The sequence below is a fragment of the Thermomonas sp. genome (assembly GCF_041905325.1).
In the GTDB taxonomy this organism is placed as follows: Bacteria; Pseudomonadota; Gammaproteobacteria; order Xanthomonadales; family Xanthomonadaceae; genus Thermomonas.
Genome location: NZ_JAYRLK010000002.1, coordinates 181,242 through 202,579 on the forward strand (window position 1 = coordinate 181,242; position 21,338 = coordinate 202,579).

The following is a 21,338-nucleotide window of genomic DNA, read 5'->3' on the forward strand; positions in this document are numbered from 1 at the left end:
GGTCAATTCATCAGGCGCAGGGGTGCGCCGTTGGCGAGTTGCAGGGGGGTGCCGTCGGTCAGTGCCAGTACGGCCATTTGGTTGGGGTCGAAGGGGCGCAGCTCCACCGTCTCGTAGCCCCACGCAGCGGCCCCCAGATGCAGCGTGCCGACTACGCTGGCAAGGCCCAGGTGATAGGGCTCGAGGGTGGTGACCTCCGCCGCCATCGCCACGCCACCCAGATACAGCGTCCCCGCAACACCGCTGCGCAGGCGGATGGTGCGCAGGTGGCTGCGGGCATTCTTGGCGGCCAGTGCCACGGCCTCGATGCTGTCCCACAGGCCTGCCGGCAAGCCTTCCCCGCTCACGTCGGCGGTCAGTGCGAAGGTGTAGGGCGCAGCGGGTGGGGCCTCCTGGAACCACTCGGTGATGTCCATGCTGTAACCCAGCGCACCCAGCGCAGTGCGCATCGAGGCCACGGTGCCCTTGTGCTGGTGCACGGCGAAGGCCGACGCGGTGACGGCGCGCTTTTGCGCAGGGCTCCACGTCGTGTCCCATTCGTCCACGGAAAATGCCCACGCCAGCCACGGCAGGTGCGCATCCGGGCAGGCGGTGGGGCTCCACAGCTGCCGGCAGTGCGGCGCGGGGTCTGCCAGCCTGGCCGTGGCGGCGGCGATGGCGCGCTCCGCCGCGCTGGCGTTGGGGGGCAACAGGTGCACGGGGTCACTCACCGTAGCCGCCGATGGCCACGGTGGCCGCCGTGCACCACGGCGCTTGCGCCGGGGTGATGGGGATGTCGGTGATGGGCGTGGCCAGCGCCACGTTCTGCACCCCAGCGGTGCATAGCGCAGCAATCAGGCCGGCGCGAGTGATGTCGCGGCCCAGCCGGTGGTTGGAGGCGGTGTAGGCGGCCAGCCGGGCTTGCGCGTCGGCCAGCACCACGGCGGCATCGGGGCCTGGGTACAGGGTGAGCGCGGCATCCACGGCATAGGGCACGATGCTGGCGCTTTGCACCTGCACCAAATCGGTGAGCGGGCGCACGTCTTCGGCGTTCAGCGCGGCACCCACCGCATCCAGCAGCGCCGGGCTGGCCGTGCCGTCCCCCACGCGGGACAGCACCGCCACCACCACCACGCCCGGGGTGGGGCTTTCCACGCTGGCGTCCAGCACATCCCCGTGCGCACCCAGGGCATGGAACAAGTAAGCGCCCACCGGGCCGGCAGTGCTCAGCCCCTCGAAGGCCAGCTGCACGCGGCGGCGCAGGTCGGCATCCGTTTCGTACACCGCTGCCAGCGGTGGCAGGGCGTCTGGATTGGCGGGGGTGATCAGCAGCCGCGCCACGTTGACGTTGGCGGCCAGATGATCCAGATCGGTGCCGGCGGCGTAGGCCAGCGTCACCGCCTTGGCGGCCTCGTTCACGCGCTGGCGCAGGATCAGCTCGCGGTAGGCGGCTACTTCCAGCAGCTTGTAGGCGGGGTCGGATTCCACCAGTGCATCGAACTCCGGCGCGCGGGCGCGCAAGTCGGCCAGCATGGCCGCGAAGATGATTTCAAAGTCCAGCGGCTCTACCACCGCCGGGAACGGCAGGCGGGAGAGGTCAACGGCGGTGAAGGTGCCAGGCATGCAGGCATGGTCATGGCCGACCGTGCGCGCGGGTAGGTGGCGGCTGGTGTTGCGGAGGCGGTTACATGCCGGGCATGGGAAAGCCCGGCGCGCGGCGCGGCCATGTGCAAACGATCGTTGACAGTGTGGAAACGATTGTTTACACTTTCCCCATGTTCAGCGAACGCTTCCAGCGCACCGTCCACATCACCCGCCATGCCGCGCAGCGGATGGCAGAACGCGGCATGGACGATGTGCTGCTGCTTGATCTGCTGGACACCGGCACGGTGAAGCACAAGGACGACGCCCGCCTGTGGGTGTTCAAGGCGTATGCCGAGCGCAACGACAACCTGCTGTGTGCCGCCGTGGTGCTGGAGACGCTGCTGGTGGTCAAGACCGTGATGCACCACTTCGCGCTGGAGGATTGAGCATGCGCACCATCTACGATGAAGCCGACGACATCCTGACCCTGCGCATGAGCGACAAGCCCATCGTGCGGGAGGTGTCGCAGGACTGGAACACCTGCATCAGCTACGCCGCCGACGGCAGCGTGGTGGAGGTGGTGATTCTGGACGCCCGCGCCACCGGTGCGTGGCCGTTGCAGCAGCAGGCCGCGTGATGGCGGCCCAGCAAGACCTGCGTGCGGCGCTGGCGGAACGGGCGCAACAGGTACCGGTGGCGCAGCTGGCGCGGGATGCCGGGCTGACCCGCGCCGGCATCTACAAGGCGCTGGCCGCGGGTGCGCAGCCGCGCATGGAGACGCTGCAACGCATCGCCGTGGCGCTGGGCTGCCGCATCGTGCTGGAGCAAGCACGCAAGGCGGCGTGAGGCCATTGGCGAACCCGGAGTTTCGCGCGGGTTCGCCAATGGGTGCCTTGCAGGTTCGCCAGTGGTCAGCCCGTGGCCGCCCCTGCGCTGAACTGCGCGGAGTCCAGTGCCTGGCTCAGCAGGTGGTGCATGGCCTGGCCCAGGGCGCTGATTTCCACGCCGGGCAGGCCGCGCCCGCCGGGGGTGGTTTCGATCTCCTCGAAGATCCACGCTTGCAGGCTGGCCAGCCCGCGGACGATTTCCAGTTTGGCCAGCTGGTCTTCCTCGATGATGAAGCGGCTCATGGCTGCACCTCCGCCGGGGTGGCGCGCAGGGCGGTGTTGATGACATCGCACACGCCCTGCATGGCGGCGCGCTGGCCGTACAGGGTGTTCACCAGCCCTTCCAGCACGGACTGCAACGCGACAGCGGGCAGGGTGATGCTGGCGTCGTCGTCGCGGTCGGTCAGGGGCTCAAGCGCGCACATCAGCAGGTGGGCGGCGTGTTCTTCAGGGCTGCAATCGACGCTGATCCCCCAGGCGCGCTGCATGGCAGTGCGCAGGGCATCGGTGGGCGTAGGCGCGGCTTGGGTGGTGGTGTGCATGGGGTGTCTCCTGGATTGAGGAATGACCCCGGCGGAGACGTTTTGATGCGCCTGCGCAGGGGATGCCGGGAGGTTCAAAACCGATCCAGTCGGCCAGCCTGATTCCCCTTGCGGGTGTTGTATTCGGCTGCCTCCCGGCGCAGAAACCTGCACCGGTGTTCCGGTAGCGTAAACGACAGGCGCAAAAAAACCGCAAGGCTGTCGGGTGCGGCACCGCTGGATCGGAGTTTTGAAGCTCCTTGGGGTGGACTGTACACGGTTATCCAAAGTTGTGCAATGTGGCGAATGTTTCGCCATGCGTGGCGGGATGGCCGGAGAGTGATCCAACGGAAAGAAAACAACAGAAGTGTTTACAAGGCACAACACTTGTGTTATAATTAACGACATGAACAGCAAGCAATTCAAGAAGTGGCTCGCCGAACAAGGCGCAACTTTCGCTCCCGGCAAGGGCGGCCACCTGAAAGTGTTCTTGAAGGACAAACAATCGGTGCTGCCGATGAGTTCCGGCGAGATGAAAACCGGCACCGTCGAAGGCATCAAAAAGCAACTGGGCTTGAAGTGAGGCACACCATGAACCTGAATTACCCCATTGAACTGATCCCGGACAAGAAGGCCGGCGGCTACACCGTCACCTTTCCGGATGTCCCCGAAGCCATTACCGAAGGCGATGATCTGGATGAAGCCCTGTTGCGTGCAGCCGATGCGCTGGAAACCGCGCTGGAGTTCTACACCGCCGCCGGGAAGGCGCTGCCGAAGGCCAGCAAACCCAAGCGCGGCCAGCACACCGTGCGTCCGTGCGCGCAAGCCTGCATCAAGCTGGGCATCTACGAAGCCATGCGCGTGCAAGGCGTGCGCAAAAGCGAGCTGGCGCGTCGCTTGGGCTGGCATATGCCGCAGGTTGACCGGCTGCTTGATCTGCACCACGCCAGCCGGTTGGAACATGCGGAAACTGCACTGCACGCGCTTGGGCGCAGGTTGGACGTTGCGGTGGCCTGACCCATGAGCCGCAGCCACCGAAAAAGCCCGGCAATGGGCATGACCACAGCGCGCAGTGACAAGCCGTTCAAGGCAGCGGAACACCGGCGCGAGCGCAGTGCGGTACGGCAAACGCTGGGCAGTACGGGCGATGACGCTGCGGTGCCGCCCACCCGCGCCTTTGGCGACCCGTGGCGGGCACCCAAGGACGGCAAGGCGTGGATGCCGGTGCATGTTGACCGCCAGTGTTGGATGCGCAAGTAGGGCGGTGCCGAATACCTGGGCAGCGGCGTGCCCGCTGTAGCGCGCACAACAACAACACGGGCAGGGGGCGGCAATGGGCGAGCAGGAAGACAAGCGCGACAATGCGGGCGAGGTGCACAAGCACGGACATGAATCGCTACCGGCGCGGATGCCGCCGCCACCGCCACCACCCCCGCCTGAAAAGAAGTGACGCCATGACCGACGATGCCAACTACCCACGCACGGTGTACGAAGCCAAGCTGGATGTTGCGTATCGCGCTCGCTTGCACGCCCTGCACGAACGCCTGTACGGGCGGCTGGACAAGGGCGTGCGCTTTCTGGAGGTGTTCACCGGCAGCGGCGCGTTCTACGCGGTGACTGCCGGGCATCTGGCGCTCAGCCAAGGTTGCGCGCTGGCGGTGGCTGCGGCGGCACTGGCCGGGCTGGTGTTCGACTTTTCCGCACGGGCCCGTGCCGCACGCGGGGCGATGCAGCAGTGCGCGACCCTGTTGGCGCAGGCCGATGCGTTGGCGCTGGACGCCATCGACAGCCGCGCGCATGCCATCGATGCGGATGCACCCACCACCATCAACGGCCTGCACAAACCCGCCTACAACGCCGTGGTGCGCAGCGCGGGCCGCTACAGCTACACGCTGCCACTGAGCCGCTGGGAGCGCTTCATGCAGGCCATTGCCTGACGCCTGCGGGGACAAGAGCTACCAGCGGAAGTAGCGCGGGGCTTGGGGGGCGCACACGGCTGCCGCGGCTGTGCAATGCTGGCGTTATTGTGTATTTGTGTGTATAATTGGCCCATGGACAGCGCAGCCCTGATACGCCGATTGAAAGCCGAGGGCTGGAAGCAAGCGCACGTGAACGGCTCGCACCACAAGTTCAAGCACCCCGCCAAGCAAGGCCATGTTGTGGTGCCTCACCCGAAGCGCGACTTGCCCACCGGCACGGTGCGCGGCATCTACCGGCAAGCCGGTTGGGACTGGAAATAGGAGACCGCCATGCTGTATCCCCTCTACGTACATCACGAACCTGGCAGCGCCTACGGCGGCATCTTCCCGGACGTTCCGGGCTGCTTCACCGCAGCCGACGAGCTGGCCGATCTTCCCGCCATGGCGCAGGAAGCGGTGGAGGCCTTCTTCGAGGGCGAGGACATGGACGTGCCGGAACCCAGCAACATCGACCAGTGGACGGATCACCCGGACTATCAAGGCGGCTTCTGGATGCTGGTGGACATTGACCTTGCGCAGGTCAACGCGAAGCCGGTGCGGTTGAACATCTCGCTGCCGGCGCACTTGGTGCAGCGCATCGACCGCGCCGCCGAAGCGGCGCATATGAGCCGCAGCGGCTTTCTGGCCAAGGCGGCGCAGCAGGCGATGGCACAGGCGGCGTGAGCCGCTACGGCGCCAACATCTCCACCAGCACATCCTGAATCATCCGCACATCCGCCGGGCTGAAGCCCAGCAGTTGGCGCTGCGGGTAGCGCACTTTGGGGCCGGTTTTGCTGACCCGGTCCACGCCGCCTTCCTGATGGATGCCGGCCAGCCGCTGCACGCGGGCGGTGAATTCCACGGCGGCTTCGTTGGGGTTGAACTTGATGCGCAGGAACTTGTTGGTGCGCAGCTTGCCGAACATCAATCTGTTGCGGATGCGGCCTTTCTTGGCGCGGGCACGGGGCTTGCGGGGTTCGTAGCCGCTGCCGTCGGGGTTCTGCTGCATGGCGATGCGCCGAGCCTGCGATTGGCGCAGTTGGCGGGCAATGGTGCGTGCCACTTTGCTGCGCGCCTGCGGGCCCAGCTTGGCCAGCAGCGGGGCGGCCCATGTCTCCAAGCGGGTGAGGTCGTCGGCCATGTCACCAGCTGGCGATCAGCACGCCGTCCAACCACAGTTCGCGCGGGGTGCTGGCGGCCCCGTCGGCGTCCATGACGGGCTCCGGGTAGTGCTGGACATCGTGGCCATGGCCAGCGGTGCGCGGGTGCACGCCCACGCGTTCTGTCAGCGGAATCTTGATGGACAGGTCCACGGCATCGTTGGCCAGGATGTCAGCTTCGAACGTGATCTTGTCGCGGTTGTCCGGGTTGGCCAACCTGGCGGCCACTGACCAGCGCGGTCAATGACTGCTCGGCGATTTCCTCGGCCACCAGGGTGGCCACGTCGCGTTTGTATTGGTCGGGCAGGGTGAGGCCGTGCGCCAGGGCGTGGGCGGCACTCTTGAGGGCGGCATCGAAGTCCCCCACATCGATCTGCCAGACCATGCAGGTCATCAGCACATCGTCCTGCCCGGGCTTTCCGGCTTCCAGCACGCCTGCGATCCAGTCCTGGAACTGCGGCAGCACGCGGCGCTTGACATCCGCCTTGCGCTCCACCGACTGCACCTGCTTCAGTGCGCGCTTGGCGTCTGCCAGCGCGATCAGTTGCAGTTCGTAGGCGTTGGCGTGGATACCGCCGCCGCTGCTGGGCATCGTGCCGAAGAATGCGGGAGGGTTCGGTTCCATCGAGCAGGCAGCGGCGGTGTTCTTCCGTCATGAGATCGAGCCACTGCAGGCTCGCCTGTGCGAGCTCAACGACTGGCTGGGTGTAGAGGTGGTGCGGTTTGCCACGCCAGCCCAGACCCCCAGTCCATAGCGCCCCACCGCAGCGCTGTCCTGAAGGCCGCCCAGCGCGGCCTTTTTTGTGCCTGCCGCTTGGTGGCACCCCACCATCAGAGCCCGTACAACCGAGTGGGCCGAAGGCCAGGCTGGCTGGCGAAGGCGCGCGCGCTTGTCCCCACTCCACGCCTGCCCGCTTCATAGGATGCATTTCGCCCAGCCACGACAACGGCCCGCCGGGGACGGCAGGCCGCTGCGCAGCAGGCTTTGCGGGGATGGACGCGGTGGCGGCGGGCTACCCGCAAATGCCCGCAGGGCTCATGGTGATGTCGGCACCGGAGGTGCGCGCCAGAAACGCCATAGCCCCCTGACAATTCATTGGGTGCCGGAAAAAGGTGATCTTGGTAACCAGTGCCTGGCGAAATCGCTGTAGGCCTTATCACAGCTACGTTTCCGGGATCACCACAGGGGGTGATTCCACGGTGATTTCATGGTGATCTACGGTGATTTTCTGAAAAAGTGAAAGGTAATCTGGTTACCATCAAATCACCTTTTTCCGAAGGTCGAAAAATGTGGGGCTATAGTGGTGCTGGCAGGCGTGGCCGTTACCTGCTGGACTGCCGTTGGGCTTGGGATCTGGCGACGGGCTGGCTACCCACGGATGGGCGGAGTCTGGAGTGGGCGCGGATGCTCGCCGGCCTGACAACGATGGATGTTGAGCCTGATATTTGTTGAAAATTGGGCAAGTCTGGACTAGACTGCGCGGCTCTAGCGTAGGGCGATGCTGAACGGCGCGGCTGTCAGAGAACGCACGTAGCCTGCCCCCGCTACCAAGTTTCAGTGTTGTGCAAGCAACACCGGGCTCGGGCCGTGAAAGCATCTCCAGGGCTTTCGCAATCCAGTGTCATCGGAAAAGGGCCCGCCGGGTCCTTTTTTCGTTTCCGGGCGTCGATTTTTTCGCTGCCGGTTCCTTTTCCAAAGTGTGCTCGACGGGTACCACGTGACTGACAAGGCCGACGACATCGCCGCATTGCTTGCCCCCACCGTGTCCTCGATGGGGCTGGAGCTGCTGGGCATCGAGTACCTGCCGGCGGCAGGCGGTGCCACGCTGCGCCTGTACATCGACGTGCCGCAGGCGGAGAGCGAAGTGCGCGCAGTCGGCATCGAGGACTGCGAGGCGGTCAGCCGCGAGGTGTCGGCGCAGCTCGACGTGGAGGATCCGGTTGCCGGCAATTACACGCTGGAAGTGTCTTCGCCGGGGTTGGATCGCCCCTTGTTCGGCGCGGCGCAGTTCGCGCGCTTCGTGGGTGAAACCGCGAAGGTCGCGCTGAAGCTGCCGCAGGACGGGCGCCGCCGGCTGCAGGGCAGGATTTTGCGGGTGGAAGGCACCCACATCGCATTCGAGGTGGATGGCGCCGAGTTCGGCGTGGATGCCGCCAACGTGGACAAGGCCCGGCTGGTACCCGATTGGGTGGCACTGGGGCTGGCACCCGCGCAGGACAAGTCCGGGCGCGATGCGCGCCCGGGCAAGCAGAAATCGAACAGGAAAGCCGACGCCGCGGGCAAGCCGGGTGCGGTCGAGCGACATTCAACCAACAAGGCGGCGGGCAAGCCGTCCGATGCGGAGTAAGCGGGCATGAGCAAGGAACTGTTGCTGGTCGTCGATGCGGTGGCTGCCGAGAAGGGTGTGCCGGAATCGGTGATCCTGGAGGCCATCGAGGCCGCGCTGGCGTCGGCGGCGAAGAAGCGCTACGTCGACCAGGACGTGCTGGTGCGCGTGCAGATCGACCCCAAGGACGGCAGCTACGAGACGTTCCGCCGCTGGGAAGTGGTGGCCGACGATGTGGTGATGGAATCCCCGGACCGCCAGGTGCGCCTGATGGACGCGCTGGACGAGAGCGACGATGCCGAGGTGGGCGACTACATCGAGGAGCAGATCGAGAACCCCGAATTCGGGCGCATCGCCGCGCAGGCCGCCAAGCAGGTGATCGTGCAGCGCGTGCGCGAGGCCGAGCGCCAGCAGGTGGTGGATGCGTGGAAGGACCGCGTGGGCGAGCTGATCACCGGCGTGGTCAAGCGTGTCGAGCGCGGCAACATCTACGTCGACCTGGGGGGCAACGCCGAGGCGATCATCGCCAAGGACAAGGGCATTCCGCGCGACGTGCTGCGCACCGGCGACCGCGTCCGCGGCTATCTGTTCGACGTGCGCAGCGAGCCGCGCGGCCCGCAGCTGTTCATCAGCCGTGCCGCGCCGGAATTCATGATGGAGCTGTTCAAGCTGGAAGTGCCGGAAGTCGGCCAGGGCTTGGTGTCGATCATGGGCTGCGCCCGCGACCCCGGCGACCGCGCCAAGATCGCGGTGCTGGCGCACGACAACCGCACCGATCCGATCGGTGCCTGCATCGGCATGCGCGGCTCGCGCGTGCAGGCAGTGACCAACGAGCTCAACGGCGAGCGCGTGGACATCATCCTGTGGAGCGACAACCCCGCCCAGTTCGTCATCAACGCGATGGCGCCGGCCGAGGTGCAGTCGATCATCGTCGATGAAGACAAGCACTCGATGGACCTGGCCGTGGCCGAGGAGAACCTCGCCAAGGCGATCGGCCGCGGTGGCCAGAACGTGCGCCTGGCCAGCCGCCTGACCGGCTGGCAGCTCAACGTGATGACCGCCGACCAGGTGCAGGCCAAGTCCGAGGCCGAGCAGGGTGCGGCGCGCAAGCTGTTCATGGACAAGCTGGAAGTGGACGAGGAAATCGCCGGCATCCTGGTCAGCGAGGGCTTCAATACGGTCGAGGAGGTCGCCTACGTGCCGATGGCCGAACTGCTGGCGGTCGAGGGCTTCGACGAGGACATCGTCGAGGAGCTGCGCTCGCGCGCGCGCGACGCCCTGCTGAACGAGGCGCTGGCCGCCGAGGAAGGGCTGGAGGAACACCAGCCGGCGGCGGACCTGCTGGGCCTGGCCGGGATGGACGAGGCCACGGCCTACGCACTCGCCGAACGCGGCATCCATGACCGCGAGGCGTTGGCGGAGGCCGCCACCGACGAAATCGCCGACATCGACGGCATGGACGCGGCGCGTGCGGCGGCCCTGATCATGGAGGCGCGCAAGCACTGGTTCGAATGACCGTGGCTTGAAGCGTATGCCTGGTTGGCGGGCGGGTTCGTCCCCGTCCTACAATCCACCAATTCGGCCACCGCTAGGTGGCCCATGACACCGGAACCCGAATGTCGCAGCAAACCACCATCCGCAAGTTGGCCGAACTGGTGAATACCCCGGTCGAAAAATTGCTGGAGCAGCTGGCCGAGGCCGGCATGAAATTCAGCGGCCCCGATCAGGTCATCACCAGTGCAGAGAAATTGAAGCTGCACGGGTTTCTCCGGCGTGCCCACGGCAAGGCCGACAAGCCTGCCGATGAAGCCATCGCGCCGAGCAAGATCACCCTGAACCGCAGCCGCAAGCAGGAAATCACCGTGGGTGGTGCCGGCAAGACGGGGCGCGGCGGCAGCACCATCGAGGTGGTGACGCGCAAGAAAATCACCCTGAAGCCGGGGGCTGCCGGCGGTGCCGACAACCTGGACGCCGAGCGCGCCGATGCGCTGCGCAAGCTGGAAGAGTCGCGCGCACGCAACCTGGCCGAGCAGCAGGCGCTGGCGGAAAAAGATCGCCAGCGAGCGGAGGAGATTGCCGAGCGCAAGCGCCAGGAGCTGGAAAATGCGAATCGCGCGGCGGCAGCCGCAGCGGCGGCCGCCGAGGTCGCGCAGGAGGACGCGGGCAAGGCGAAGGGGCATGGCCACGCCCATCCCCATCCCAAGCCTGCGGCGGCGCCGGTGCGCGAAGCCGACAAGGGTGGCGCAGCCAAGGGCAAGACGCATCGCGGCTCCCATGTGATGCAGACCGGCGTCGAGGACGACGACAGCACCGCGCGCTTTGCCGGCCAGCTGCACCTGTCCGCCTCCGATCGGGCGCGCCGCAGCAGCGCGCCACGCGGCGGCAAGGCCAAGCCGGCCAAGCGCGGCATGGACCAGTCGCGCACGGGCACCGGCTTCAACAGGCCCACCGCGCCGGTGGTGCGCGAGGTGGCGATTGGCGACGCGATCACCGTCGGCGACCTTGCCCAGAAGCTGGCACTGAAGGGCGGCGAAGTGGTCAAGGCGCTGTTCAAGATGGGCGTGATGGCCACCATCACCCAGACCATCGACCACGACACCGCGGCGCTGGTCACCGAGGAACTCGGCCACAAGGTCGTGCATGCCGATGCGGGTGACGCCGAGTCCGAACTGCTGGCGCACGCCGAGGAAGTGCAGGGCGACAAGGCCCCGCGTCCGCCGGTGGTCACCATCATGGGCCACGTCGACCACGGCAAGACCTCGTTGCTGGACTACATTCGACGCACCAAGGTCGCCACCGGCGAAGCCGGCGGCATCACCCAGCACATCGGTGCCTACCACGTGACCACGCCGAAGGGCGTGATCAGCTTCCTCGACACCCCCGGCCACGCGGCGTTCACCCAGATGCGCCAGCGCGGCGCCAAGCTCACCGACATCGTGGTGCTGGTGGTCGCGGCCGACGACGGCGTCATGCCGCAGACCGCGGAGGCCATCCAGCACGCGAAGGCGGCCAAGGTGCCGCTGATCGTGGCGATCAACAAGATCGACAAGCCCTCCGCCGACCCGTCGCGGGTCAAGAACGACCTGCTGGCGCACGAAGTGGTGGCCGAGGAGTTCGGTGGCGACATCCAGATGGTGGAGCTGTCTGCCAAGACCGGGCAGGGCGTGGATGACCTGCTCGATGCCATCCTGCTGCAATCCGAGGTGCTGGACCTGCAGGCGGTGTTCGAAGGCCGCGCCACCGGCGTGGTCATCGAGTCCGCGCTGGACAAGGGCCGTGGCCCGGTGGCCACGGTGCTGGTGCAGCAGGGCATGCTGGCGAAGGGCGACTACCTGGTGTGCGGCATCCAGTACGGCCGCGTGCGTGCACTGTTCGACGAAAATGGCGCGCAGGTGCAAGCCGCCGGCCCGTCGATCCCGGTGCAGATCCTCGGCCTGTCCGGGGTGCCGGAAGCGGGCGATGATTTCGTCGTCGTCGCCGACGAGCGCCTGGCCAAGGACGTGGCCCAGCAGCGCGACACCAAGCGCCGCGAGCTGCGCCTGGTGGCGTCGGCCGGCAACCGCATGGAGGACATCCTGGCGCAGATGGGCGAAGGCAGCACCCAGCAGCTCTCGCTCAACCTGGTGGTCAAGGCCGACGTGCACGGTACCATGCAGGCGCTGCGCGAGGCGCTGGTGGGCTTGTCCAACGAGCAGATCAAGATCAGCGTGATCGGCTCCGGCGTGGGCGGCATCACCGAGTCCGACGCCCAGTTGGCGGCCACGTCCAAGGCCACCGTCATCGGCTTCAACGTGCGTGCGGACGCGTCCGCGCGCAAGGTGATCGAAGGCAATGGCGTCGACCTGCGCTATTTCTCGATCATCTACGACGTGATCGACCAGGTGAAGCAAATTGCCTCTGGCGTGCTGGGCAAGGAAGTACGCGAGGAAATCATCGGCACCGCCGAAGTGCAGCAGGTGTTCCGCCATTCCAAGTTCGGCGCGATCGCCGGCTCGGTGGTGGTCGAGGGCGTCATCCGCCGTGGCAAGCCGATCCGCGTGCTCCGCGACGACACCGTCATCTTCTCGGGTGAACTGGATTCGCTGCGTCGCTTCCAGGAGAACGTGGACGAAGTGCGCAACGGCACCGAATGCGGCATCGGCGTGAAGGGCTACGACCAGGTCAAGCCCGGCGACAAGATCGAATGCTTCGAGCGCATCGAGGTGCAGCGCACGCTGTAAGGCGTGCCTTCCCCCATGGCGCAGAAATCCTTCCATCGCACCGACCGCGTGTCCGCCCAGCTCCGTCGCGAGTTGGGCACGCTGGTGCACGCCTTCGTGCGCGAACACGGGCTGGCGTCGGCCAGCGTGTCCGACGTCGAAGTCACCCGCGACATGGCGCACGCCAAGGTGTTCGTCACCGTGTTGCAGCCGGAACGTGCCGTCGAAACGGTGAAGGCGCTGAAGGCGCTGGCACCGGAGATCCGCTACCAACTGGCGCGTGCGGTGAAGCTGCGCCACGTACCGGAACTGCATTTCCACTACGACGAATCGGTGGATCGCGGCGAACGCATCGACAACCTGCTGCGCGACCTGCCGGATCTGCAGCCCAGTGGCGACGGCGAATAACCAGCCGCGCCGCCCGCGCACCGTGTTCCGTCGCCTGGACGGCATCCTGCTGCTGGACAAACCGCAGGGCTTGTCTTCGAACCAGGCGTTGCAACGCGTGCGGCACATGTTCCGCGCCGAAAAAGGTGGCCACACCGGCAGCCTGGACCCGCTGGCCACCGGCTTGCTGCCGGTCTGCTTCGGCGAGGCCACCAAGATCGCCGGTGGCCTGCTGGGTGCGCGCAAGGCCTATGAAACCGTGGCGCGGCTGGGCATCGTTACCGATACCGACGATGCCGAAGGCCAGCCATTGCGCGAGCGCCAGGTGCCGGCGCTGTCCATCGAAACGATCGACGCGGCCCTGAAGTCGCTGACTGGCCGCATCCGGCAACGCCCGCCGATCTATTCCGCACTCAAGCGTGGCGGCGAGCCGCTGTACGCCAAGGCGCGGCGCGGCGAAACCATCGAGGTGGAGCCGCGCGAGGTGGAGATCCACGCGTTCGACCTGCTCAATGCCGCCGACTTGCTGGATGCCGGCACCCCCAACCTGCGCCTGCATGTGGAATGCGGTTCCGGCACCTATGTGCGCAGCCTGGTGCGCGATCTTGGCGAGTTGCTGGGCTGCGGCGCGCACGTCGCCGAGCTGCGCCGGCTGTGGGTGGATCCGTTCCGTGAGCCGCGGATGTGGACGCTGGAGGCACTGGCCGACCTGCTGGAGCACGCCGGCGAGCGCGTGCTGGACGCCTGCCTGCTGCCGATCGAGGCCGGCATGGCCTCGTGGCCGTCGGTGCAGGTGAATGCCGCGCAGGCGCAGCGGCTGGGCAGCGGCCAGGGCCTGCGCGGGCCGTATCCGCCGCGTGGCCGGCAGGTGGCGATGCTGGACGAGCATGGCCGTGGCCTGGGGCTGGGGGAGGTGGACGCCGATGGCGCGCTGCGTCCGTCGCGGCTGTTCCGCTGGGCGGCAGTCACGGGTGGGCCCGCCGGCACCGCGGCCACCTGAACGCCTGCATTGCCGGTCATCACGCAAGCGCGCTATAATTCCGCTGCTCACTCGGGCAGTTTTTTCTTTCCATCATCCGACGAACCGCGCGGTGCGGCCTGATACGCCCGTTCCTGCCGGTCACGCGACTACGAGGCAACCATGTCCATCGATTCCCAGAAAGTCATCAACGAACACAAGCGCGGCGACAACGATACCGGTTCGCCGGAAGTGCAGGTCGCCCTGCTCACCGCCCGCATCGAAATGCTCACCGAGCACTTCAAGGCGCACAAGCAGGACCACCACAGCCGTCGCGGCCTGTTGATGATGGTCAACCGTCGTCGCAGCCTGCTCGACTACCTGCACCGCAAGGATGCGGAGCGTTACAAGGCGCTGATCGGCAAACTCGGCCTGCGTCGCTGATTGAACACCCACCGCGGCGCAGGAATGCGCCGCGGTTCGTTTTTGCGGTAGTTGTTTCCCATGCTCGCGGCCATGCCGCATTCCCGCATCGCAATGCGCGATGCAGCGCAGCAAGCGGGGCTTGCCTGCGTTGACGAAATCAAGACAAACCAAGGATTCCCACAGTGGCGAAAATCACCAAGTCATTCCAGTTCGGCACGCAGCAGGTCACGCTGGAAACCGGCGAAATTGCCCGCCAGGCCGGCGGTGCGGTCATGGTCTCCTGCGACGGCACCGTGGTGCTGTGCACGGCGGTGGCGGCCAAGACCCAGCGCGAAGGGCAGGATTTCTTCCCGCTGACCGTTGACTACCAGGAGAAGTTCTACGCCGGTGGCCGCATCCCGGGTGGCTTCTTCAAGCGCGAAGGCCGCGCCACTGAAAAGGAAACCCTGACCAGCCGCCTGATCGATCGTCCGCTGCGCCCGCTGTTCCCGGAAGAGTTCAAGAACGAAGTGCAGGTCATCGCGACCGTCATGTCGCTGAACCCGGAAGTGGATGGCGACATCCTGGCGCTGATTGGCTGCTCCGCCGCCGTTGCGCTCACCGGTGCCCCGTTCCAGGGCCCGATCGGTGCCGCCAAGGTCGGCTACAAGAATGGCCAGTACCTGCTCAACCCGACCGTCAGCGAGCTGAAGGATTCGCAGCTGGAACTGGTGGTTGCCGGTACCCGTGACGCCGTGCTGATGGTGGAATCCGAAGCCGCCGAGCTGTCGGAAGACGTGATGCTGGGTGCGGTGATGTTCGGTCACCAGCAGATGCAGGCCGCCATCGACGCCATCAATGCGCTGGTTGCCGACGCCGGCAAGCCGAAGTGGGACTGGGTTGCCCCGGCCAAGAACGATGCCCTGATCGCCGCATTGAAGACCGCGATCGGTGACAAGCTCGCCGCCGCCTTCCAGGTGCGCGACAAGCTGGAGCGCAAGGACGCCATCTCCGCGCTGAAGAAGGCGGTGCTGGCCGAGCTGGCCCCGCAGATCGAAGCCAATGGCTGGAGCGCGGGCGAAGCCTCGAAGGAATTCGGCGAGCTGGAGTACCAGACCATGCGCGGCTCGGTGCTGGCCACCAAGGTGCGCATCGACGGCCGCGCGCTGGACACCGTGCGCCCGATCACCTCCAAGGTCGGCGTGCTGCCGCGCGTGCACGGCTCCTCGCTGTTCACCCGTGGTGAAACCCAGGCGATCGTCGCCGTGACCCTCGGCACGGCGCGTGACGGCCAGGTCATCGATGCCGTCGCCGGCGAGTACAAGGAACACTTCCTGTTCCATTACAACTTCCCTCCCTACTCGGTGGGTGAAGCCGGCCGCATGATGGGCCCGAAGCGCCGCGAAATCGGCCACGGCCGCCTTGCCAAGCGCGGCGTGCTGGCGGTGATGCCGACCATGGAAGCGTTCCCGTACACCATCCGCGTGGTCTCCGAGATCACCGAGTCGAACGGCTCCTCCTCGATGGCCTCGGTCTGCGGCAGCTCGCTGGCGCTGATGGACGCGGGCGTGCCGGTGAAGGCGCCGGTCGCGGGCATCGCCATGGGCCTGGTCAAGGAAGGCAACGACTTCGTGGTGCTGTCCGACATCCTCGGTGACGAGGATCACCTCGGCGACATGGACTTCAAGGTCGCCGGCACCAGCAACGGCGTGTCCGCGCTGCAGATGGACATCAAGATCCAGGGCATCACCGAGGAAATCATGAAGGTCGCGCTGGCGCAGGCCAAGGCCGGCCGTCTGCACATCCTCGGCGAAATGGCCAATGCGCTGACCGCGCCGCGCGGCGAGCTGTCCGAGTTCGCGCCGCGTCTGCTGACCATCAAGATCCACCCCGACAAGATCCGCGAAGTGATCGGCAAGGGCGGCTCGGTGATCCAGGCGATCACCAAGGAAACCGGCACCCAGATCGACATCCAGGACGATGGCACCATCACCATTGCATCGGTGAATGCCGCTGCCGGCCAGGCCGCCAAGTCGCGCATCGAGCAGATCACCTCGGACGTCGAGCCGGGCCGCATCTACGAAGGCAAGGTCGCCAAGATCATGGACTTCGGCGCGTTCGTGACCATCGCCCCCGGCAAGGACGGCCTGGTGCACGTCTCGCAGATCTCCAGCGAGCGCGTGGAGAAGGTCTCCGATGTGCTGAAGGAAGGCGATCTGGTCAAGGTCAAGGTGCTGGAAGTCGACAAGCAGGGCCGCATCCGCCTGTCGATCAAGGCGGTGACCGAAGGCGAGGGCGCGTAAGCGTTCGCCTGCCACACGGCATGAAAAAAACGGGCCGCAAGGCCCGTTTTTTTTGAGTCGCGGATGCCGGCTTGATGCGCGTGCCGGGCCGGGCAGCGAAGGGGAATCAGATCGGGATGGCGCGGCGCTCGCTCACGCCGGACACCGCCCAGGCGTAGACCGCTTCGAGGGTATCGGGAGCATCCACGTCCATGCCCAGCTCGCGCACCTTGCCGTCCTTCAAACTGTAGACCCAGCCATGGATGGCCAGTTGCTGGCCACGTGCCCAGGCATCCTGGATCACCGTGGTCAGGCATACGTTCTCGGCCTGCTCGATGGCGTTGAGCTCGCAGAGCGCGTCGTGGCGATCGGCTTCCGGCAGCTTGTCCAGCAGGGCGGCGTGCTTCTGCGCCACGTCGCCGACATGGCGAATCCAGTTGTCGGCCAGTCCCAGCCGGGTGCCGTGCAAGGCCGCACCGACGCCGCCGCAGCCGTAGTGGCCGACGACGAGGATGTGCCGCACCTTCAGCACGTCCACCGCGAACTGGATGGTGGACATGCAGTTGAGGTCGGTATGCACCATCACGTTGGCGATGTTGCGGTGGACGAATACTTCGCCGGGTGCCAGCCCCATGATCTGGTTCGCCGGTACGCGCGAATCGGAGCAGCCGATCCACAGGTACTCCGGGGCCTGCTGCCTGGAGAGGCGTTCGAAGAAGGTCGGGTCTTCGAGGGTGACGCGGTCGGCCCAATCCTGATTGTTGCGCAGCAAGGTTGCGAGTTCTTTCTTCATCCGGCGATTTTAGCGCGTTGCACTTCGGCCTGTTGCCGCAAGGTCCAAAAAACAAAGCCCGCCAAGGGTGGCGGGCTGTGCGGAATCGCAATTGGTGCCGGAGGTGGGACTCGAACCCACACGCTTTTAAGGGCGGCGGATTTTGAGTCCGCTGCGTCTACCGATTCCGCCACTCCGGCACGGAAGCGCGAAGTATAGCGTCAAGTCGCGCTCATGCCACCATGCCGGCGATGAAATGCGTGGCTGGCAGCGTGCGCAGGAAGCTGGCAACTGCCGGGCCGAAGCGGGTTTCGTCGACCAGGAAGGCATCGTGCCCCTGCGGCGACGGCATCGGCAGGAAGCGGGTGTCGCAACCGGCGTTGCGCAAACCGGCGGCGATCTCCTCCTGCTGCTGGAGCGGGAACAGGATGTCGGTCCTCACCCCGATCACCAGTGCCGATTGCACGCCAGTGATGGCGGCCAGCCCGTGGGCGGTGTCGCCGGCATGCGCTTCGCCCAGGTCGAACCAGTCCATCGAACGGCTGAGGTAGAGGTAGCAGTTGGGGTCGTACTTGCGCACGAAGCGGCGGGCGTGGGCTTCCAGGTAGCTTTCGACCTCGAATTCCAGCCCGAACGGATCGTCATCCTCGCGGCGCTCCGAATCCAGCCGCACGCGGCCGAAGCGGCCATCCCATTCCAGCGCCGAACGATAGGTGACCACCCCCAGCTTGCGTGCCATGCGCATGCCGTTTTCAGGGTAGGACGCCTCGCTGTAGCGACCTTCGTCCCAGTGCGGGTCGAGGCGGATGGCTTCCCGTTGCAGGGAGCGGATGGCGATCGAGAACGGCAATGCGCGCGCCGCGCCGCAGATGTTGACGTGGCTGCGGGCGATGCCGGGGTGGCGTGCCAGCAGGGACAGCGCGGTCATGCCGCCCATCGAGTTGCCGACCACGCAGGCCAGGCGCTCGATGCCGAGGCCCTGCACCAGCAGGGCGGCGGCGTCGGCACCGTCTTCGATGGACAGCTCGGGAAACTCCAGCCGATAGGTGTCACCGGTCTGCGGGTTGCGCGAGGCCGGGCCGGTGCTGCCCTTGCAGCTGCCCAGCGCGTTCACGCACACCACGAACCAGCGCTGGGTGTCGATGGGCTTGCCGGGGCCGATCATCCATTCCCACCAGCCCGGCGCGGGGTTGGCCGGGTTGCTGGCGGCGTGCGCATCCGGCGACATGCCGGTGAGGATCAGGATGGCGTTGCCGGCGGCGGCATCCAGCGTGCCCCAGGTTTCATACGCCAGCCGTGCGCCATGCAGCGCGCCGCCGCGCTTCATCGGAAACGGCGAGGGCAGATCGAACCAGCGGGTGCCGGGCGGGATGAATTCGGCCATGGCGGTGGGGAATTGGGGGGATGCGCCATCATCCCTCGGCCACCGTGGCGTGGGCATGAAGGTTGGGCATGTCGGCATGACCAGGGCGAAGGGAGGCCGCAGTCAGCCCGGCTTCCGGCCGATTGCGCTATCTTCGCCGTCCAGCGTGCATCAGGATGAAGCCATGAAGCCCACCGTCGTCGGTCTTGTCACCCCGCATGTCCTGCGCGTCATGGACCTTGCCCGGCAGGCCGAGACCGGCGTCAGCGTGGAGTTGCATCTGCGCGATGCCGTGGCCCGGACGGTGCATGACCTTGGCCAGCAGTTCAATGCCGGGGAACTGCTGCGGGCGTATGTGCAGGGGTTGGAGACCGTGGTGCGCGAGGCCACGCCGGCGCGCAAGGTCTACCTGGGTGTATTGCAGGTGGCGGTGGCGCAGGCCACCCGGAGCCTGCCGGCACACGATTGAGGCCGGCGCTCGCGGTGCCGGAGGTTGGCCGTTACCCGGCGTGGGCGGCGATGAACGCGCGCACCTGCGGGTAGATCTCGGTGCGCCAGCGGCGGCCGCTGAAGATGCCGTAATGGCCGGCACCCTGGGCGGTGAGGTGTTGGCGGTGGCGGGTGGGGATGCCGCTGCACAAGTCGTGGGCGGCGCGGGTCTGGCCTTGGCCGGAGATGTCGTCCAGCTCGCCTTCGATGGTGAGCAGGCCGCAGCCGGTGATGCTGGAAGGATCCACGCGCTCGCCGGCCACGTCCCACAGGCCGCGCGGCAGCAGGTGGTCCTGGAACACGGTGCGGATGGTGTCGAGGTAGTACTCGGCGGGCATGTCCAGCACCGCGTTGTATTCGTCGTAGAACTTGCGGTGCGACTGCGCGGAGCTGAGGTCGCCCTTGACCAGGTCCTGGTAGAAGTCCCAGTGCGATTGGCCGTGGCGTTCCGGGTTCATCGCCACGAAGCCCAGGTGTTGCAGGAAGCCGGGATACACGCGGCGGCCGGCACCGGGGTAGTTGGCCGGCACGGTGTGGATGACGTTGCTTTCGAACCACCACAGCGGCTGGCGGGTGGCGAGGTTGTTGACCGCGGTGGGCGACTGCCGGGTGTCGATCGGCCCGCCCATCATCGTCATCGACTTCGGCAACGCCTCGCCGCGCGCAGCCATCAGCGAGATCGCGGCCAACACCGGCACGGTGGGTTGGCAGACGCTGATCACGTGCAGGTTGTCGCAGCCGATGTGGCGGATGAAGTCCTGCACGTAGCCGACGTAATCGTCGAGGGTGAACGCGCCGACGCTGGCCGGCACCATCCGCGCGTCGGTCCAGTCGGTAATGTAGACCTTGTGGTCGGCCAGCAGGGTGCGCACGGTGTCGCGCAGCAACGTGGCGTGGTGGCCGGACAGCGGGGCGACCACTAGCACGGTGGGGTCGTCCTTCATCCGCGCCAGGCCGTCGGCCTGGTCGTGGTAGCGCTTGAAGCGCAGCAGGCGGCAGAAGGGCTTCTCCAGGGCGACGCGCTCGACCACCGGGATCGACAGGCCTTCCACCTCGATCTGGTGGATGCCGAATGCGGGCTTTTCGTAGTCCTTGCCCAGCCGGTACAGCAGCTCATAGCCGGCGGCGGTGCGCTGGGCACCGGGCAGGCTGGACAGCCAGCTGTCGCTGCCGGAAAACATCTTGGCCCCGGCATCCGCCCAATAGGTGCAGGGCGCCAGGCTGGCGCGCCAGAGTTCGTGCCATTGATAGAGCAGCATTGCTGAAGGTCAACCCGTTTTGCGGCAATGCAGCATACCGGATGGAAGGTGCGCGGCTGTGACGGCGGTCGCGGTTTTCACATCAGTCCGGCAGTTCCAGTGCGGTGGCGTGTGCCACCAGTGCCGGCGACAGCCAGCAATGCGAACCCAGCGGGCGCAGGCCGAGCGCACGCAGGCGGTCGCGGTAGAACGCGGCGCGGCGCTGCTTGAAGTCGTGTTCGTCGCCCTCGGCGCCGTCACCGCGGGCGAACGCCTCGATGAAGGCCACGCCGCCGCACAGCTCGGCCAGTGCGGGCAGGCCGCGGTCGAGTTCGCGGGTGTCCAGGTAATGCAGCACGTCGCTGCAGACCAGCAGGTCGACCGGCGCGCAGGGGCGCAGGTGCTGGAAATCGGCGAAGCGGGCGTGGTGCAGGTTGCGGGATTTGCCATAGCGGGCGATGGCGTAGTCGCTGCTGTCGAAGCCGAGATATTGGACGTGCGGGCGCAGCTTCAGCAGCGGCGCGCGCCAGGCGCCTTCGCCGCAGCCGATGTCCAGCACGCTGCGGAGCGGCCGCTCCAGATGGTATTCGGCGGTTGCCACCGCAAGCTGCACCTTGCGCGCCAGCCGTGCGGCGTGGCCGATGCCGCCGCGGCGGTACCACTTGTCGAAATAGGCGCGGTCGTAGGTCTTGGTCATCGTGGCATCCTAGGCACCCCTGAACAAATCGTCATCCCCGCGAAGGCGGGGATCCCTGGACGTTAGTCCATTTAAAATCAAAGTCCATGGATACACCGACATTCGTCTGTGAAAAGATGCCCGCCTTCGCGG

The 21,338-nt window shown here is 66.5% G+C and carries 28 protein-coding genes, 1 tRNA gene and 1 pseudogene; 18 read left to right on the top strand and 12 right to left on the bottom strand.

Annotated features, from left to right (window positions below; all coding sequences use genetic code 11):
- Positions 1-2: 2 nt before the first annotated feature.
- Both ACE3OK_RS03070 and ACE3OK_RS03075 read right to left on the bottom strand, forming a co-directional pair.
- Positions 3-710, bottom strand: coding sequence for a phage tail protein I (locus ACE3OK_RS03070; protein ID WP_374248068.1), 708 nt, complete (start codon positions 708-710; stop codon positions 3-5).
- Positions 703-1,602, bottom strand: coding sequence for a baseplate J/gp47 family protein (locus ACE3OK_RS03075; protein ID WP_374248069.1), 900 nt, complete (start codon positions 1,600-1,602; stop codon positions 703-705). Before ACE3OK_RS03075 ends, ACE3OK_RS03070 begins: the two co-directional genes overlap by 8 nt.
- 152 nt (positions 1,603-1,754) lie before the next feature.
- Between ACE3OK_RS03075 and ACE3OK_RS03080 the strand changes: the two genes are divergently transcribed.
- From ACE3OK_RS03080 to ACE3OK_RS03090, 3 genes are read left to right on the top strand one after another with little or no spacing between them, the layout of a single operon-like run.
- A complete protein-coding gene (locus tag ACE3OK_RS03080) occupies positions 1,755-2,009 on the top strand; it encodes a DUF4258 domain-containing protein (protein WP_374248070.1) in 255 nt (84 codons plus the stop codon).
- A 2-nt stretch (positions 2,010-2,011) separates the two neighbouring features.
- Positions 2,012-2,200 carry a DUF2283 domain-containing protein gene (locus tag ACE3OK_RS03085; protein WP_374248071.1) on the top strand — a complete coding sequence of 63 codons (189 nt, stop codon included), beginning with the start codon at positions 2,012-2,014 and terminating at the stop codon, positions 2,198-2,200.
- The gene (locus tag ACE3OK_RS03090; protein WP_374248072.1) at positions 2,200-2,409 is read left to right on the top strand and encodes a DNA-binding protein; all 210 of its coding nucleotides are present in this window, start codon (positions 2,200-2,202) and stop codon (positions 2,407-2,409) included. Before ACE3OK_RS03085 ends, ACE3OK_RS03090 begins: the two co-directional genes overlap by 1 nt.
- Positions 2,410-2,474: 65 nt before the next feature.
- Here ACE3OK_RS03090 and ACE3OK_RS03095 read toward each other — a convergent pair whose 3' ends face one another.
- Positions 2,475-2,693, bottom strand: coding sequence for a hypothetical protein (locus tag ACE3OK_RS03095; RefSeq protein WP_374248073.1), 219 nt, complete (start codon positions 2,691-2,693; stop codon positions 2,475-2,477).
- Positions 2,690-2,992, bottom strand: coding sequence for a hypothetical protein (locus tag ACE3OK_RS03100; protein ID WP_374248074.1), 303 nt, complete (start codon positions 2,990-2,992; stop codon positions 2,690-2,692). The genes ACE3OK_RS03095 and ACE3OK_RS03100 overlap by 4 nt, the downstream gene beginning before the upstream one ends.
- Positions 2,993-3,377: 385 nt before the next feature.
- Here ACE3OK_RS03100 and ACE3OK_RS03105 point away from each other — a divergent pair, with 385 nt between their 5' ends.
- From ACE3OK_RS03105 to ACE3OK_RS03130, 6 genes are all read left to right on the top strand, one after another.
- The gene (locus ACE3OK_RS03105; RefSeq protein ID WP_374248075.1) at positions 3,378-3,554 is read left to right on the top strand and encodes a type II toxin-antitoxin system HicA family toxin; all 177 of its coding nucleotides are present in this window, start codon (positions 3,378-3,380) and stop codon (positions 3,552-3,554) included.
- 8 nt (positions 3,555-3,562) lie between these two features.
- Complete coding sequence (locus ACE3OK_RS03110; protein ID WP_374248076.1) at positions 3,563-3,988, top strand: type II toxin-antitoxin system HicB family antitoxin; 426 nt, start codon at positions 3,563-3,565, stop codon at positions 3,986-3,988.
- Positions 3,989-4,027: 39 nt separating this feature from the next.
- Complete coding sequence (locus ACE3OK_RS03115; protein ID WP_374248077.1) at positions 4,028-4,231, top strand: hypothetical protein; 204 nt, start codon at positions 4,028-4,030, stop codon at positions 4,229-4,231.
- Between the two features lie 194 nt (positions 4,232-4,425).
- Positions 4,426-4,908, top strand: coding sequence for a hypothetical protein (locus tag ACE3OK_RS03120; protein ID WP_374248078.1), 483 nt, complete (start codon positions 4,426-4,428; stop codon positions 4,906-4,908).
- Positions 4,909-5,022: 114 nt separating this feature from the next.
- Positions 5,023-5,211: a type II toxin-antitoxin system HicA family toxin gene (locus tag ACE3OK_RS03125; protein WP_374248079.1), complete on the top strand. Its 189-nt coding sequence runs from the start codon at positions 5,023-5,025 to the stop codon at positions 5,209-5,211.
- A 9-nt stretch (positions 5,212-5,220) separates the two neighbouring features.
- The gene (locus ACE3OK_RS03130) at positions 5,221-5,613 is read left to right on the top strand and encodes a type II toxin-antitoxin system HicB family antitoxin (protein WP_374248080.1); all 393 of its coding nucleotides are present in this window, start codon (positions 5,221-5,223) and stop codon (positions 5,611-5,613) included.
- Between the two features lie 4 nt (positions 5,614-5,617).
- Here ACE3OK_RS03130 and ACE3OK_RS03135 read toward each other — a convergent pair whose 3' ends face one another.
- Genes ACE3OK_RS03135 through gpM form a run of 3 tightly spaced genes read right to left on the bottom strand, consistent with a single transcriptional unit; the run spans position 5,618 to position 6,714 of the window.
- The gene (locus ACE3OK_RS03135; protein ID WP_374248081.1) at positions 5,618-6,070 is read right to left on the bottom strand and encodes a phage virion morphogenesis protein; all 453 of its coding nucleotides are present in this window, start codon (positions 6,068-6,070) and stop codon (positions 5,618-5,620) included.
- A gap of 1 nt (position 6,071) precedes the next feature.
- On the bottom strand, positions 6,072-6,305 hold the full coding sequence (locus ACE3OK_RS03140; RefSeq protein WP_374248082.1) for a phage tail protein: 234 nt from the start codon (positions 6,303-6,305) through the stop codon (positions 6,072-6,074).
- The gene (gene gpM / locus ACE3OK_RS03145; protein WP_374248083.1) at positions 6,262-6,714 is read right to left on the bottom strand and encodes a phage terminase small subunit; all 453 of its coding nucleotides are present in this window, start codon (positions 6,712-6,714) and stop codon (positions 6,262-6,264) included. Before gpM ends, ACE3OK_RS03140 begins: the two co-directional genes overlap by 44 nt.
- On the opposite strand from gpM, the pseudogene ACE3OK_RS03150 reads away from it, so the two are divergent.
- The 8 genes and pseudogenes from ACE3OK_RS03150 to pnp all read left to right on the top strand — a co-directional run.
- Positions 6,659-6,844: pseudogene (locus ACE3OK_RS03150) on the top strand (Presumed portal vertex protein); the annotation flags it as partial. The gene gpM and the pseudogene ACE3OK_RS03150 overlap by 56 nt on opposite strands.
- 963 nt (positions 6,845-7,807) lie before the next feature.
- A complete protein-coding gene (gene rimP / locus ACE3OK_RS03155) occupies positions 7,808-8,437 on the top strand; it encodes a ribosome maturation factor RimP (RefSeq protein ID WP_374248084.1) in 630 nt (209 codons plus the stop codon).
- Between the two features lie 6 nt (positions 8,438-8,443).
- Complete coding sequence (gene nusA, locus ACE3OK_RS03160) at positions 8,444-9,931, top strand: transcription termination factor NusA (protein ID WP_374248085.1); 1,488 nt, start codon at positions 8,444-8,446, stop codon at positions 9,929-9,931.
- Positions 9,932-10,032: 101 nt separating this feature from the next.
- Positions 10,033-12,636 carry a translation initiation factor IF-2 gene (gene infB, locus ACE3OK_RS03165; protein WP_374248086.1) on the top strand — a complete coding sequence of 868 codons (2,604 nt, stop codon included), beginning with the start codon at positions 10,033-10,035 and terminating at the stop codon, positions 12,634-12,636.
- A gap of 15 nt (positions 12,637-12,651) precedes the next feature.
- Positions 12,652-13,023 carry a 30S ribosome-binding factor RbfA gene (gene rbfA, locus ACE3OK_RS03170; protein WP_374248087.1) on the top strand — a complete coding sequence of 124 codons (372 nt, stop codon included), beginning with the start codon at positions 12,652-12,654 and terminating at the stop codon, positions 13,021-13,023.
- Positions 13,007-14,002: a tRNA pseudouridine(55) synthase TruB gene (truB, locus tag ACE3OK_RS03175; protein ID WP_374248088.1), complete on the top strand. Its 996-nt coding sequence runs from the start codon at positions 13,007-13,009 to the stop codon at positions 14,000-14,002. Before rbfA ends, truB begins: the two co-directional genes overlap by 17 nt.
- Before the next feature lie 141 nt (positions 14,003-14,143).
- Positions 14,144-14,404: a 30S ribosomal protein S15 gene (gene rpsO, locus ACE3OK_RS03180; RefSeq protein ID WP_374248089.1), complete on the top strand. Its 261-nt coding sequence runs from the start codon at positions 14,144-14,146 to the stop codon at positions 14,402-14,404.
- 164 nt (positions 14,405-14,568) lie between these two features.
- Positions 14,569-16,668 carry a polyribonucleotide nucleotidyltransferase gene (pnp, locus tag ACE3OK_RS03185; RefSeq protein WP_374248090.1) on the top strand — a complete coding sequence of 700 codons (2,100 nt, stop codon included), beginning with the start codon at positions 14,569-14,571 and terminating at the stop codon, positions 16,666-16,668.
- Positions 16,669-16,774: 106 nt separating this feature from the next.
- Here the strand turns inward: pnp and can are convergent, their stop codons facing one another.
- The 3 genes from can to ACE3OK_RS03200 form a co-directional block, all read right to left on the bottom strand.
- Positions 16,775-17,440 (bottom strand): carbonate dehydratase, encoded by a 666-nt coding sequence (can, locus tag ACE3OK_RS03190; protein WP_374248091.1) that lies wholly within the window; start codon positions 17,438-17,440, stop codon positions 16,775-16,777.
- A gap of 92 nt (positions 17,441-17,532) precedes the next feature.
- Positions 17,533-17,619: transfer RNA gene (locus ACE3OK_RS03195), tRNA-Leu, on the bottom strand.
- A gap of 32 nt (positions 17,620-17,651) precedes the next feature.
- On the bottom strand, positions 17,652-18,803 hold the full coding sequence (locus ACE3OK_RS03200) for a homoserine O-acetyltransferase (RefSeq protein WP_374248092.1): 1,152 nt from the start codon (positions 18,801-18,803) through the stop codon (positions 17,652-17,654).
- 163 nt (positions 18,804-18,966) lie between these two features.
- Between ACE3OK_RS03200 and ACE3OK_RS03205 the strand changes: the two genes are divergently transcribed.
- Positions 18,967-19,251: a hypothetical protein gene (locus ACE3OK_RS03205; RefSeq protein ID WP_374248093.1), complete on the top strand. Its 285-nt coding sequence runs from the start codon at positions 18,967-18,969 to the stop codon at positions 19,249-19,251.
- A 31-nt stretch (positions 19,252-19,282) separates the two neighbouring features.
- On the opposite strand, the gene ACE3OK_RS03210 is transcribed toward ACE3OK_RS03205, so the two are convergent.
- Both ACE3OK_RS03210 and ACE3OK_RS03215 read right to left on the bottom strand, forming a co-directional pair.
- Positions 19,283-20,527 carry a polyhydroxyalkanoate depolymerase gene (locus tag ACE3OK_RS03210; protein ID WP_374248292.1) on the bottom strand — a complete coding sequence of 415 codons (1,245 nt, stop codon included), beginning with the start codon at positions 20,525-20,527 and terminating at the stop codon, positions 19,283-19,285.
- Between the two features lie 85 nt (positions 20,528-20,612).
- On the bottom strand, positions 20,613-21,206 hold the full coding sequence (locus ACE3OK_RS03215) for a class I SAM-dependent methyltransferase (RefSeq protein WP_374248094.1): 594 nt from the start codon (positions 21,204-21,206) through the stop codon (positions 20,613-20,615).
- Positions 21,207-21,338: the final 132 nt, after the last annotated feature.

Excerpts from the sequence above, each read along its gene's own strand:
- ACE3OK_RS03075 (WP_374248069.1), bottom strand. The coding sequence starts at position 1,602 with ATGCCTGGCACCTTCACCGCCGTTGACCTCTCCCGCCTGCCGTTCCCG.
- infB (WP_374248086.1), top strand. The coding sequence starts at position 10,033 with ATGTCGCAGCAAACCACCATCCGCAAGTTGGCCGAACTGGTGAATACC.
- ACE3OK_RS03135 (WP_374248081.1), bottom strand. The coding sequence starts at position 6,070 with ATGGCCGACGACCTCACCCGCTTGGAGACATGGGCCGCCCCGCTGCTG.
- ACE3OK_RS03130 (WP_374248080.1), top strand. The coding sequence starts at position 5,221 with ATGCTGTATCCCCTCTACGTACATCACGAACCTGGCAGCGCCTACGGC.
- ACE3OK_RS03105 (WP_374248075.1), top strand. The coding sequence starts at position 3,378 with ATGAACAGCAAGCAATTCAAGAAGTGGCTCGCCGAACAAGGCGCAACT.
- ACE3OK_RS03080 (WP_374248070.1), top strand. The coding sequence starts at position 1,755 with ATGTTCAGCGAACGCTTCCAGCGCACCGTCCACATCACCCGCCATGCC.
- ACE3OK_RS03100 (WP_374248074.1), bottom strand. The coding sequence starts at position 2,992 with ATGCACACCACCACCCAAGCCGCGCCTACGCCCACCGATGCCCTGCGC.
- ACE3OK_RS03215 (WP_374248094.1), bottom strand. The coding sequence starts at position 21,206 with ATGACCAAGACCTACGACCGCGCCTATTTCGACAAGTGGTACCGCCGC.
- rpsO (WP_374248089.1), top strand. The coding sequence starts at position 14,144 with ATGTCCATCGATTCCCAGAAAGTCATCAACGAACACAAGCGCGGCGAC.
- ACE3OK_RS03110 (WP_374248076.1), top strand. The coding sequence starts at position 3,563 with ATGAACCTGAATTACCCCATTGAACTGATCCCGGACAAGAAGGCCGGC.
- can (WP_374248091.1), bottom strand. The coding sequence starts at position 17,440 with ATGAAGAAAGAACTCGCAACCTTGCTGCGCAACAATCAGGATTGGGCC.
- ACE3OK_RS03205 (WP_374248093.1), top strand. The coding sequence starts at position 18,967 with ATGAAGCCCACCGTCGTCGGTCTTGTCACCCCGCATGTCCTGCGCGTC.
- ACE3OK_RS03200 (WP_374248092.1), bottom strand. The coding sequence starts at position 18,803 with ATGGCCGAATTCATCCCGCCCGGCACCCGCTGGTTCGATCTGCCCTCG.
- ACE3OK_RS03090 (WP_374248072.1), top strand. The coding sequence starts at position 2,200 with ATGGCGGCCCAGCAAGACCTGCGTGCGGCGCTGGCGGAACGGGCGCAA.
- ACE3OK_RS03095 (WP_374248073.1), bottom strand. The coding sequence starts at position 2,693 with ATGAGCCGCTTCATCATCGAGGAAGACCAGCTGGCCAAACTGGAAATC.
- rbfA (WP_374248087.1), top strand. The coding sequence starts at position 12,652 with ATGGCGCAGAAATCCTTCCATCGCACCGACCGCGTGTCCGCCCAGCTC.
- gpM (WP_374248083.1), bottom strand. The coding sequence starts at position 6,714 with ATGGAACCGAACCCTCCCGCATTCTTCGGCACGATGCCCAGCAGCGGC.
- ACE3OK_RS03085 (WP_374248071.1), top strand. The coding sequence starts at position 2,012 with ATGCGCACCATCTACGATGAAGCCGACGACATCCTGACCCTGCGCATG.
- nusA (WP_374248085.1), top strand. The coding sequence starts at position 8,444 with ATGAGCAAGGAACTGTTGCTGGTCGTCGATGCGGTGGCTGCCGAGAAG.
- ACE3OK_RS03120 (WP_374248078.1), top strand. The coding sequence starts at position 4,426 with ATGACCGACGATGCCAACTACCCACGCACGGTGTACGAAGCCAAGCTG.
- ACE3OK_RS03125 (WP_374248079.1), top strand. The coding sequence starts at position 5,023 with ATGGACAGCGCAGCCCTGATACGCCGATTGAAAGCCGAGGGCTGGAAG.
- ACE3OK_RS03115 (WP_374248077.1), top strand. The coding sequence starts at position 4,028 with ATGACCACAGCGCGCAGTGACAAGCCGTTCAAGGCAGCGGAACACCGG.